The following is an 11,372-nucleotide window of genomic DNA, read 5'->3' as shown; positions in this document are numbered from 1 at the left end:
CGTTATCTCTGGCGGCCCGCCAGATCGTAATAGGTTTTTTCGAATTGCTGATGCACCCAGTCCGGGTCAAACCGATCCTCACGGCTGCGTTTCAGGGCGTTCTCGGCCAAGGTTTGGCGGCGGCCCTCGTCTGACAGGACATCCGCGACCGCCGCGCAGATGGCATCAATATCGCCAATGGGAACAACCGCCCCGACGCTGTCGTCGATTAGTTCCACCACCCCGGAACAGGCGGTGGCAACGGCTGGGGTTCCGGCCTGAAACGCCTCGGCTATGGTAAAGGGCAGGGCCTCCCATCTTGAGGTCAGCAGAAACAGGTCGGCGGCGCGCAACAGCCGGATCGGCTTGTCGGTGCGGCCCATGAAGTGCAGGTGTTTGCCAAGCCCCTTTTCCTGCGCCAGCGCGTGCAATTGCACCTCGTCCGGACCGTCGCCCGCGACCACGAAGCGAAATCCGGGGTGGGTCTCTTTCATCCACGCGACGCAGTCGATCAGGATGTCGATCCCTTTCTGCGGCAGCAGGCGGGCCAGCGTGACAATCAACCGGTCGCCATCCCCAAGCAGTTCGGCCCGCAGCTCGGCAATTTCTTCCGCGCTGTCGTCAGGCGGAGGGGAGACGCCCAGACCGATCACCTTCAGCTTGTCCTGCGGCACATTCCCGATAGTGGCCAGATCCTCGGCTGACCGATGACTGGGTGTGATCACCAGATCGCATTTCGCGGCGATCCGGCCAAAGGCAGCAATCCGTTCGGGTTCCGACCCGTGATAGGTGACGGCCACCGGAATGCGTCGTCCAGTGCGGGCCAGATTGGCGACCAGGGCTGGGGCAGATTCATGGCAGTGGATCAGATCGACCGGATTGTCCGCCAGCCAGCGGCGCAACCGCCAGGCCGCGACTGCCGTATGACGCAGCCGGTTGACGATACTGCCCCCGTCGCCCGAAACATAACGGGTGGGCAGGTCAAGGAAATCCGATTGCTGGTCAGGCCCGGCCCAGATATCGGCGGTGCCGGCCAGCGTGACACGATGATCGTGCGCCTGCAGCCAATCGCTCAGCCCAAGGATATGCCGGGTGATGCCCCCCATGCCAAACTGGGTGCCCATTTCGACAACATGAAGAGGGTCTGAAGGGGAAGAGGTCTGCATCTGAAACGGGTTCGGGCCAATTTTCTGAACTATTTCCCAATCATAGCATGTGCGCCGCATTTGCACATGCTGTGGTCACGGCCCATGGCTGCCCGCATGTATTTGCAGCATGTCCGCAACACCGGTGGTGAGCCGGTTGCCCGCGTGGCTTGTGCCTTTCGATTGTCACAGGGATCGTGTTTGATACCGGAGAGTCATTAGTAACTTGGTATATTTTACATGCAATCGTTGCGCATTTTGATGTTCACCACATTTTACCCGCCGCATTCCTTCGGAGGTGACGCTGTAGGGATTCAGCGCATGGCCCGGGCGCTTGTGGCACGGGGTCACGACGTGACGGTGGTGCATGACGAGGACAGCTATCTGATCCTGGGCGGAAAGCCACAGCCTGAGGGCGCCCCGGATGGGGTGCGGCGGATCGGGTTGCGCAGCCGCAATGGCATGATATCGAACCTGCTGACCCAGCAGTTGGGCCGGCCCGTCGTACATGCCGCCCGCATCCGCGAGATACTGGCCGAGCGGCAGCCGGATATCATCTGGCACAACAACACATCCCTGATCGGCGGGCCCGGCCTGTTGCCGATGGGCGAAGGGCTGAAGGTCTATGAGGCACATGAGCACTGGCTGGTCTGCCCCACCCATGTTCTGTGGCGGCATGGGCGCGAGCTATGCGACGACCGCCAATGCCTGCGCTGTGTGCTGAATTACAAACGCCCGCCGCAGCTGTGGCGCTATACCGGCGCGCTGGATCGGGCGCTGGATCATATGGATCTGATCATCGCCAAAAGCGAATTCAGTCGCGCCAAGCATCGCGAATTCGGATTGCGTCAGGACATGCAGGTACTGCCGTATTTCCTGCCCGATCTCGACCAGAGCACCCTGCCGGAACCGGCGGCGCATGATCGCCCCTATTTCCTGTTCGTCGGGCGGTTGGAACAGATCAAAGGGCTACAGGACGTGTTCCCGGCCTTTGAGCGTTACCCGGATGCCGATCTGTTGATCCTTGGCGACGGCGATTATGCGGATGAGTTGAAGAAACAGGCCGCAGGCAACGACCGGATCAAATTCCTGGGCCGTAAAACCCTTGAGGAGCTCAACGCCTACTATCGCGGGGCCATCGGGCTGATCGTGCCGTCGGTCTGCTATGAGACCTTCGGCATCATCCTGATTGAAAGCTTCCGGCTGGGCACACCGGTGATCGCCCGGCGTCTGGGTCCATTCCCCGAGATCGTCGAGCGGGCAGGGGGCGGGTCACTCTTTGAAACCGAGGATGATCTGATTGCAGCGATGAAGGGTCTGCAACATCAGCGTGATCGACGAGATGTGCAGGGTGCTGCGGCACGCAAGGCTTTCATCGACATCTGGCACGAGACCTCTGTGCTCGGGGCTTACGGTGCAGCGCTGGCGCGCGCGGCGCATGAAAAAGGAGACCGGGCCCTGTCCCGCGCTTTGGAGGCTGGTGCATTCGAAGTTGGAACAGGGACGAAAACGTAAGAGCAGATTGGGCTAGCGAAAGGGAAAACTTAGGGGTTCAGACACGGACAGATGGCATTGGCGGGGGCGTTTACACCGCGCTGAATTGAAAGAAATTGGTATGAGATAAACTGAAAACTTCGTACCATTTGACTATGCAGAGTGCGCATATGGAATATTGGTAGAGAGTTTATTTGGGAATGTTTGATTACTTCAAACGCGGGTGGAGTCATTTATTTGAGGGGCTGACCAAACCCTCGATGACGGCACTTTCAATCGTGTTTTCAGTTCCTGTCCTCTGTGTCCTATCAGCAATCATCGTAGGACCCCGGTTTTTGACCGGCGATTCCTTCAAGTACTTTATGGTGGACTCGTTTGATCGGCATACATTGGTCAGCCACCGGGTCCTAAGTGGCATTCCTTCTGATCGTCCTGCAGTGACGATCCTGGGAACGTCCATCATGGATTTTTGCGTCAATGAGGCTTTGGATTTGGATGGCCTCGTCAGTGCGAAATCAGACAAAGAATACAGGGTTCTCAACCTGCCGACATCCTCCCAGACGCCACTTGAAATGGCCGCCATATTGGCCGAGCTGGATTTTCCACCCGACAGCGTTGTCATTGTCGGCCTGAATGTTCACACGTTTTTTAAGGCAATCGTTGGTGAGGAAGCCAGCGAGGTGAATGAAACTCTCATAAATCCGCGTTTTGCGTTCCATTCTGAGGTGTTGGAGGAGGAAGCGGCGCTTCTCGGACTGCACATGCCATTCCGCCCTGGTATTTACGCTCTGGAAAATTCCAAATTTTTCCTGGCCAGAAAGAAGGAAATTCTGCTCAACCTGCTTCGGGGCGGTCGCGAATCTGCGGATCCGTTGACGGCGTATTGGGTTGAAATAGTGAACAATGATGAGTTTCGCGCCGGTGAAATGGCTAAAATAGAAACGAATGCTGAAGAATATCGAAAATGGAGTCAGCAGAATTTTGCGGCGCTCCATCGGATGATTGACCGGGAACGCGCGCGCAGTGGAGCGTCGTTCATTTTGCTGCAGGCGCCGATCAATCCGGGATGGTACAGGATTCCAGCCGGTGAAGCATTGTTTGAGACCTTCAAACAGGATGTGCGCGATTTAGCAGACGCCAGCGGTGCGACTTATTTCTCGATTCAAGACCACGTGCATTTTCAAGAAGACGAGTTTTTGGACTTCGAAGGCCATATGAAGACTGACGAGGCGCGCCTGAAATGTTCGCAGGCGATGGCAATATCATTGAATGAATTTCAGAGGGGGTCATGAACGAAAAGCATTCAAGAATCGACTGGCGACTTGTCGGACAGATCATTCAGGGGATCGTGCTGGGCTGTCTGCTGACGCTGGCGCTTGCCGAGATGGCGACCCTGGCCGGAGATGTTCGCCTGTTTCGCTATCAGAAATTCTGACAGCACGCGGTTTTTAGATGATCCAAAGCCCCATATTCTGGCTGGTCCTTGCGACAACGGTACTGGTGTATTGGAACCTGCCGCAGCGATTTCGCTTTGCGTTCCTGGCGTCCGCTTCATATCTCTATCTGGCATGGTTAGAGCCGATCGGATCGACGATATTGATCGGGTTTGTGCTGGTGTTTTTCTATTTTGCCCCTCAGGCCGTGGCAGATAACAGGCGCGGTCACCTCACCCTTTTGACGCTTGTCGGCACCATTCTCGCCTATCTGTTCTGCTACAAATACCTGCCCGCTCTGATCCAGCTTTTGGGGGAGGCCACGCCCGGGGTGGCCATCGCTGCTCCGCTGGGGGTCAGTTATTTCACGTTCAAGCTGATCCACTATGCGATTGAAGTTGCGCGCGGCAACATTACGGACAGATCGCTGTCGCGGTTTTTCTGCTATATCTTTCTGTTTCCGATTTTTACCGCCGGTCCGATCGAAAGATTTGACCATTTCATCGCAAACACCTCCGAGACTTGGGACCGACAGTTCGCTATCGATGGCCTGACCCGCATCATACATGGTCTCATCAAGGTTTTTCTGCTGGCGCAGTTACTGAACCCTTTTCACTTTGCCAGCATCATGCCGACAAGCAGCGAGAATTTACTGACGCATTTTGACAGCTACACTGCGTTTCAGATCTGGATTTTCCTGGCGATACTGTACCTGTACGCCTATCTGGATTTCAGCGCTTATACGGACATCGCCATCGGCGCATCGCGACTGTTTGGCTTCCGCATTATGGAAAACTTCAACTGGCCGATCCTGGCCGTCAATATCCAGGATTTTTGGCGACGCTGGCATATGACGCTGGCTGGATGGTGCCAAAGCTACATCTATCTTCCGGTGCTGGCGCGAACCCGAACGCCCTATGCCGCTGTTTTTGCCACGTTCACCGTTATGGGGTTGTGGCATGGCGCCACCGCCGGCTGGCTCATGTGGGGCCTTTATCATGCGACCGGCGTCTCGCTTTATATGACTTGGGCCCGATATGCGCGCCGGTTTCCCTTGTGGCGCAAACTGGTGCAGAGCCCTTTGAAATATCAGGGTATCCTGATTACCTTTGCGTTCGTGTCAGGAAGCTATGCCTTTTCATCCATGGGCGGAGGCCTTGGGGATTCACTGCGCGTTTTCCTGGCCTTATTCGGTATCAGACTATGAATAATGCGCTCGACGAAACCCCCAATAGTGACTGGCTGGCAAGTGGTTTTTTGCGGTCCGCCGCGGCGTTCCCTGACGCACCGGCGCTGTCCATAGCAGGTGCTGAGATCAGCTATGGTGATCTGCTGGACCGGGTCATGAGCATTGCCAGCGCGTGCGAAAGCACTGCGGTCGGAGACAACCGTTTGACCGCCATTTTGGCGACCCATAGTGCTACGGCATATGCCGGGATTTTGGGGACGCTTTTTGCGGGGAATGGCTATGTTCCCCTCAATCCGAAGATGCCGGCGCACCGGTTGAACTTCATGCTGGGCCATTCCGGTTGTACATCCGTTATCATTGATCGCGAACGCGAGGCTTTGGTCAAAGACGTCATTCAGGACTTCAAAGGGCTGACGTTGATTTTTGCTGATCGCCACGATGTGTCCGATCTGGCGAGAACCTATCCCGATCATAAAGTTCTTGGCGTCCCGGCGGTTGCTCCGCCGCTGAAGCCGTCTGTGCCGCCTGTAACGGACCCGGCCTATATCCTCTATACCTCTGGCAGTACCGGAGCCCCCAAGGGCGTTGCGGTGTCTCATGCCAATGTGGCGCATTTCCTTTCGGTTGCGGAACACCGTCTGGATCTCTCGGCCAATGACCGCTTTACCCATTTGTTCGATCTCAGCTTTGATCTGTCCGTCTTTGATATGTTCATGACGTGGAAGGTTGGCGGGTGCATGTGCGTGCCGACCGAGGAAGACCGTGCCCTGCCGGTTGAGTATATCACCCGCGAACGGATCACCGTCTGGTTTTCGGTTCCGTCGCTGGCAACCCTTATGGATCGGTTACGACAGCTTGAGCCGGGGCGTTTTCCGAACATCCGAGTAAGCCTCTTTTGTGGCGAGGCGCTTTTGACGGAAACGGCGCGTGCTTGGCGCGCGGCCACGCCAAACGCGCCATTGCACAACATCTATGGCCCGACCGAAGTTACCCTTGCCTGTACGTGGTACGCGTTCGACGATCAGGCGGACCATGGCGATATCGTCCCCATCGGCGCGCCCTTTGACGGAATGACCGCGCTTGTGGCCAACTCGGATTTTTCCGAAGTCGCGCCCGGTGCGGAAGGTGAGTTGCTGATGAGTGGCCCGCAGGTCGCGATTGGCTATTGGCGTGATCCTGAATTGACCGCAGGCGCATTTGTGACTCATCCCGAGAGTGATGCGCTTTATTATCGTACCGGTGATCTGGTCACGCGCCCGGCCGCCGCACACGAGCCAATTCAATATGTCGGGCGGCGCGATCATCAGGTCAAAATCCGTGGCTTTCGGGTCGAGCTGGGCGAGATCGAAGCAGTTGTTCGCCGTGCCAGTGGCGCGACAAGATCTGTCGTCCTTGGCTGGCCGATCCGGGACGGGCAGCCACAGGGGCTTGTTGCGTTTGTCGAATGCACCTCGTTTGATGAGGTCGCCACCCGGGCGTCCATCGCACAGGACCTTCCCGAATATATGCTGCCAAAGAAGCTGGTCGCCGTGCCCGATTTCCCCAATAATACGAATGGGAAAATAGATCGTCGCGCATTGTCCGAGCTTTTGTAGGATCGAATTTGGAGGAATAGATGGCATTAACGAAGGGCGCAGTCATTGAATATCTGACGGACATACACAGTGTGGCTTCGTCCGAGATCGGCGGTGAAACCCCGTTGTTCAGCAATGGCCTGATCGACTCTTTCGCGATGATCGATCTGGTATCGTTTATCGAACAGAGCCTCGGCACACGTATGAGCCCCTCAGACATCACGCTGGATAATCTGGACACCGTAGACAGGATCGTCGCATTCGCTGAAACCCGGGTGTAACCGATGGCACAAACGCAAGGGATCATCGTTTTAAGTTGCCCGCGATCAGGGTCGACCCTTTTACGGCGGTTGCTGGGGGGGCATTCGCACATTTCAGCCCCGGGTGAGACCTATTTGCTGTCCGCCTGCGCCCGTTTCCTGCGCGAAGCCCCCGTTGTGGATGGAATAAACGTGGGGGTTCTGAACGGGCTGGGCTTTCTTGGGTTTTCCGATGACGAGATCATCGCGCGACTTAGAAAGTTCGCCTTTGATTTTCATAGCGAGCATGCCGCGGAAGAAGGCAAGACCCGTTGGGTAGAGAAAACCGCCATTGACGCCTTTCACGTTAGCGAAATCGAACGGTTATGCGCAGAGCATGCGCAATTCATCTGTGTTGTCCGGCACGGTCTGGACGTTGCGTGTTCCATGCTGGATTGGGTAGTCAAGGCTCAGACCATTCCCGATGAGATCCACGATTACGTCAAGCGGACCCCGCGGCTTTTGGAAGCTTTTGCGCTTGCCTGGCGCGACAGTACCGATGCCATTTGCGATTTTGTCAAGCGCCATCCGGATAACGCCCAAATCATCCGCTACGAAGACCTGGTGGCAGATCCGAAAACAGTCCTGGCCGCAGTGCTGAAAAACCTGGGCGAAGAGTTCGAAGCCAATATGCTCGAGGCGGCCTTGCAGGAACGTGATCCCAAAGGGTTCAGCGACTGGAAGACCTTCTCGAAAAGCTCGGTACAGGAGGGCAGCGTTGCCCGCTGGAAAAAGCTTTCGCCCGACACGATTGGCATGCTTGCACCGATTGTAAATCCGGCTCTGAGCCGCAACGGATATGACGAAGTGCAAGGTGCGACGACGCAGGATCAGAACCGTGCACGGGACAGATATCTGACCGGATTGCTGCTGCAGTCGCTTCGGTAGCAGGTCGTTTCTCTAAGGAGTCGATGACCCAATACGATGTGCGTTGGCCATGACCGAGAAGGTGATGGTCGTGGCCGGGATGCTGGGCAGGTTTGAGGCATCGACAAGATGCACCCGTGACAACCCTTTGGGCCGCCCAAGGATATCGGATTGCCCCGAACTGGGTGCTTTGGCCATGGGGACCGAGCCGCCTACGTGAAAGCTTGACCCCACATCGCCCGGACGGCGGGCAAAACTCAGCGGTATAAGCCCCGCCAGCTTCATGATCTGCGCCAGCCGGGATGTTGCCTGCCCCATAACGGTTTCGGTTTCGTCATTGGCTTGCACAGTCGGGACAAGCCGCCCGTCCGCGGCCAGCGTCAGATTGATCCGCGCAGAATGGGCCGAATGCAGAAAGGCCTGCGCCACGATCAGCCGTCGCGCCAGCCGCCGCCACAAGGGGGCCGATCCGGGCAGTTTAGAGCCGTAACTGTTGATCAGGTCATGGGCATAGAACTCGTTCCAGGTATAGACCTGCGCATGGACCAGATGGGGCGAGACCTCGGAGTCGTCCAGTTCTATGAATATCTGCGGCAGGGTGTGATAGGGCCTTTGGTTCGGACGGCGCGATGTGCGCCAGCGGTGCAGGCTGGGCAGAAAGAAATGCTGGCTGTCCTGCAACTGCAATCCGGTGGTTGGGTCCGGTGATGAGGACAGAAGCAGACGCGCCGTTTCCAGAACCCCGGCGGCAACAAAGACACGGGCCGCTTGCAGGGTTTCCCCATTGTCCAGCGTGACCGCGACGTGGTCGGCATGTTCCTGGAACCGGCGGACCAGACCGGTGCGGTACTGAAACGCAGAGTGATGGCGCAAGTCATCGAACGTTTTTCTGGCTGAATAGATGTACCCCCAGGGGCATCCATGCAGGCATTGACCGCAATACCGGCAATCGGGCTCAACGGCCAAACGGGCCAACCCAGCATGGGCACCCAATACTGACAGGTCGCTTTTCTGATGCTCCAGCAGCTGCAACATCTGCTGCGCCTGTGGGGACGGGATCAACGGCACCCGATCCTGCATCGAAAGGGCGGGGAACAGAGCCTGCAATGCATCCTGTCGGCCGCTTATTGGAAGGAACTGAGCAACAGCCCGGTAATGCGGTGACAGGTCCTCAATTCCGATCGGCCAGTCGGCGATATCTTCGGCGCGGTTGGGCAAAACCGCCGACCCCCAAAGGTTGGACAACCCGCCAGTGGCATGCGAGGCACGCAAGCCGATTTGAGCCGGCGACACCAGTGTCTTGGCGCCTGGCACCATGGCGAAATCCGATCCGAACCGGCGCACTTGTCCGGGCGGCGTGTCGAATTGTGGGGCTTGCCAGGCTTTTTCGTCATCAACGGACCAGGTGTCAGGATCCAAAGCCGCCAATCTGTCGCGACGGTCTTGCGCAGGGGCTTCCAGCCGGCCGCCCGGGTCCAGCATCAGAACCTGGCGTCCCCGGTTCAGCAGAGCCATGGCCACAGACACGCCGGACGGCCCCGAGCCGATCACCAGATCAGTCACAGGTGGATACCTGACCACTCATGCACAAACCGGGGACTGCATTTCGGTAATGATGTCCTCGATGATTTGCTGCAGCGTAAGCATCGGACGGAAGCCGGTCACGCGCTCCAGCTTTGACACATCGGGCAGCCGACGCTGCATATCCTCGAACCCTTCGGGATAAACCGCGTCATAAGGGACATAACGGATGTCCGAGCTGGACCCGGTGAGCTCAATGACCTTTTCAGCCAGGGCGCGGATCGTGATTTCTTCGCTTGAGCCGATATTGAACACTTCGCCTTTTGCCTGCGGCGTGCTCATCAGCAACCCCAGCGCCTTGACCACATCGGCCACATGACCGAAGCAACGCGACTGCTCGCCGCTGCCGTGCACCATCAGGGGCGCACCCTCCAGCGCGGCTTTCACGAAATTCGGCAACACCATGCCATAGCGCCCTGTCTGTCGCGGCCCGGTGGTGTTGAAGAACCGCAGAACCGTGACCGGCAGGCCGGATTCACGGGCATGGGCCAGCGCCAGAAACTCATCCAGTGTTTTAGCACAGGCATAGGACCAGCGCAGGTTGCGCGTGGCGCCGATGGTCAGATCGTCGTCTTCCTGAAACGGGAATTTCGTGCTTTTCCCGTAAACCTCGGAAGTGGAGGCGACAAATGTATAGGTCTTGTTCGGCAAGGCCGCATCCAGAACGTTCTCGGTGCCCGCGACATTGGTCAGGATCGAGCGGCTGGGTTCATCCATGATCAGTTTGACACCAACGGCGGCGGCCAGATGAAAAACAACGTCGGCCGGGGGAACCAGATCGGTGACCATCTGGCGATCCAGAATTGAGCCTTCCGTGAATGTGAAATTTGGGTGGTCCGCAACAGAGGCCAGATTTGCCACCCGCCCGGTCGAGAGATCATCAAAGACCGTGACCGTGTGGCCATCCCGGATCAGCTGTTCCGTCAGATGAGAGCCTATAAACCCGGCGCCTCCGGTAACCAGAATATGCATTTGTTCGTACCTGTTACTTGTTGAAAACCAATATACCCGGATCGTACAACCCGCGCTGCGTATCCGGCTATAGCCGCAGACGGAAAAGATCTGTTCACCACGGTTTCCCGCGTATCGCCGCGCGTACCCCCCGCATTGTTTTGCGCGCCGCCAGATAGGCTTTGCCGCGCCCCTCCAGATGCGCAGTCCAGCGGGCGATGTCGGTAAAATAAAACATCTCAAGCCGGGGCAGATCGTGAATATCATCCCCCGCTTTGGCCACGCCCAGCCGGGTGCCGACCGAGGTGTCGTAATGCTGCGCGACCTGTCTGAGTACGCTGTTGTTCGATGCCCCGTAAGGTGGGGCGAAATGCCGGACAGGCTGGCCCAGCCGCGCGGCAATGTCCTGACCGGATCCGCTCACTTCTTCTTCCAGCATGAGCGTATCCAGCGTGGTGAGATCGGGATGGGTGACACTATGCGCGCCAAAACAGACCCCTTCCCCTGCCAGAGCTTCGATCTTGTCCCAACCCATCAGGGGGCGGGGCGGGATGTTGCCACCGGCCCAGCGGTCCATGCTGCCCACCAGGCCCGAGGGCAGATAGACAATCGGGCAGAACCCGTGATCGCGTAGGATCGGCCAGGCGGTATCGGCGAAATCTTCGAACCCGTCATCGAAACTGATGATGACCACACGGGGGCCGGGCGGGTTGGCCAGCGCATCGGGTGTGACCACCGGCAAGTTCGAGTCCGCCAGCGCCTGCATCTGGGCCTTGAACACCTCGGGCGCGATTGAAGTCGGTCCAGGCGCATCCGAGATCGAATGATACATCAGGATATCGGCCTGCCAGGCGGTCATT

At 57.6% G+C, this 11,372-nt stretch carries 11 protein-coding genes; 7 read left to right on the top strand and 4 right to left on the bottom strand.

Annotation, left to right across the window (positions count from 1 at the left end):
* Positions 1-2: 2 nt before the first annotated feature.
* On the bottom strand, positions 3-1,103 hold the full coding sequence (locus ACR0DT_RS21690; RefSeq protein ID WP_480712762.1) for a glycosyltransferase family 4 protein: 1,101 nt from the start codon (positions 1,101-1,103) through the stop codon (positions 3-5).
* A 261-nt stretch (positions 1,104-1,364) separates the two neighbouring features.
* Here ACR0DT_RS21690 and ACR0DT_RS21685 point away from each other — a divergent pair, with 261 nt between their 5' ends.
* The 7 genes from ACR0DT_RS21685 (at position 1,365) to ACR0DT_RS21655 (ending at position 8,001) form a co-directional block, all read left to right on the top strand.
* On the top strand, positions 1,365-2,639 hold the full coding sequence (locus ACR0DT_RS21685; protein WP_480712761.1) for a glycosyltransferase family 4 protein: 1,275 nt from the start codon (positions 1,365-1,367) through the stop codon (positions 2,637-2,639).
* A gap of 179 nt (positions 2,640-2,818) precedes the next feature.
* The gene (locus tag ACR0DT_RS21680) at positions 2,819-3,910 is read left to right on the top strand and encodes a hypothetical protein (protein ID WP_480712760.1); all 1,092 of its coding nucleotides are present in this window, start codon (positions 2,819-2,821) and stop codon (positions 3,908-3,910) included.
* Positions 3,907-4,053, top strand: coding sequence for a hypothetical protein (locus tag ACR0DT_RS21675; protein WP_480712759.1), 147 nt, complete (start codon positions 3,907-3,909; stop codon positions 4,051-4,053). Before ACR0DT_RS21680 ends, ACR0DT_RS21675 begins: the two co-directional genes overlap by 4 nt.
* Before the next feature lie 17 nt (positions 4,054-4,070).
* Positions 4,071-5,258 (top strand): MBOAT family O-acyltransferase, encoded by a 1,188-nt coding sequence (locus tag ACR0DT_RS21670; RefSeq protein ID WP_480712758.1) that lies wholly within the window; start codon positions 4,071-4,073, stop codon positions 5,256-5,258.
* Complete coding sequence (locus ACR0DT_RS21665) at positions 5,255-6,835, top strand: amino acid adenylation domain-containing protein (protein ID WP_480712757.1); 1,581 nt, start codon at positions 5,255-5,257, stop codon at positions 6,833-6,835. Before ACR0DT_RS21670 ends, ACR0DT_RS21665 begins: the two co-directional genes overlap by 4 nt.
* A 20-nt stretch (positions 6,836-6,855) precedes the next feature.
* Positions 6,856-7,095 (top strand): acyl carrier protein, encoded by a 240-nt coding sequence (locus ACR0DT_RS21660; RefSeq protein ID WP_480712756.1) that lies wholly within the window; start codon positions 6,856-6,858, stop codon positions 7,093-7,095.
* 3 nt (positions 7,096-7,098) lie between these two features.
* The gene (locus ACR0DT_RS21655; RefSeq protein ID WP_480712755.1) at positions 7,099-8,001 is read left to right on the top strand and encodes a sulfotransferase family protein; all 903 of its coding nucleotides are present in this window, start codon (positions 7,099-7,101) and stop codon (positions 7,999-8,001) included.
* Between the two features lie 12 nt (positions 8,002-8,013).
* Here the strand turns inward: ACR0DT_RS21655 and ACR0DT_RS21650 are convergent, their stop codons facing one another.
* The 3 genes from ACR0DT_RS21650 to ACR0DT_RS21640 form a co-directional block, all read right to left on the bottom strand.
* Positions 8,014-9,543 (bottom strand): GMC oxidoreductase, encoded by a 1,530-nt coding sequence (locus ACR0DT_RS21650; protein ID WP_480712754.1) that lies wholly within the window; start codon positions 9,541-9,543, stop codon positions 8,014-8,016.
* A gap of 18 nt (positions 9,544-9,561) precedes the next feature.
* Entirely contained in the window at positions 9,562-10,533 is a 972-nt protein-coding gene (locus ACR0DT_RS21645) for an NAD-dependent epimerase/dehydratase family protein (protein ID WP_480712753.1), read from the bottom strand.
* Between the two features lie 94 nt (positions 10,534-10,627).
* Positions 10,628-11,371, bottom strand: coding sequence for a polysaccharide deacetylase family protein (locus ACR0DT_RS21640; RefSeq protein WP_480712752.1), 744 nt, complete (start codon positions 11,369-11,371; stop codon positions 10,628-10,630).
* Position 11,372: the final 1 nt, after the last annotated feature.

The sequence above is a fragment of the Ruegeria sp. BI11 genome (assembly GCF_056538005.1).
This window is presented reverse-complemented; position numbering and strand designations above follow the sequence as displayed.

Coding starts and splice junctions, on each gene's coding strand:
- ACR0DT_RS21690 (WP_480712762.1), bottom strand. CDS start 1,103: ATGGGCACCCAGTTTGGCATGGGGGGCATCACCCGGCATATCCTTGGG.
- ACR0DT_RS21660 (WP_480712756.1), top strand. CDS start 6,856: ATGGCATTAACGAAGGGCGCAGTCATTGAATATCTGACGGACATACAC.
- ACR0DT_RS21670 (WP_480712758.1), top strand. CDS start 4,071: ATGATCCAAAGCCCCATATTCTGGCTGGTCCTTGCGACAACGGTACTG.
- ACR0DT_RS21675 (WP_480712759.1), top strand. CDS start 3,907: ATGAACGAAAAGCATTCAAGAATCGACTGGCGACTTGTCGGACAGATC.
- ACR0DT_RS21645 (WP_480712753.1), bottom strand. CDS start 10,533: ATGCATATTCTGGTTACCGGAGGCGCCGGGTTTATAGGCTCTCATCTG.
- ACR0DT_RS21665 (WP_480712757.1), top strand. CDS start 5,255: ATGAATAATGCGCTCGACGAAACCCCCAATAGTGACTGGCTGGCAAGT.
- ACR0DT_RS21640 (WP_480712752.1), bottom strand. CDS start 11,371: ATGACCGCCTGGCAGGCCGATATCCTGATGTATCATTCGATCTCGGAT.
- ACR0DT_RS21685 (WP_480712761.1), top strand. CDS start 1,365: ATGCAATCGTTGCGCATTTTGATGTTCACCACATTTTACCCGCCGCAT.
- ACR0DT_RS21655 (WP_480712755.1), top strand. CDS start 7,099: ATGGCACAAACGCAAGGGATCATCGTTTTAAGTTGCCCGCGATCAGGG.
- ACR0DT_RS21680 (WP_480712760.1), top strand. CDS start 2,819: ATGTTTGATTACTTCAAACGCGGGTGGAGTCATTTATTTGAGGGGCTG.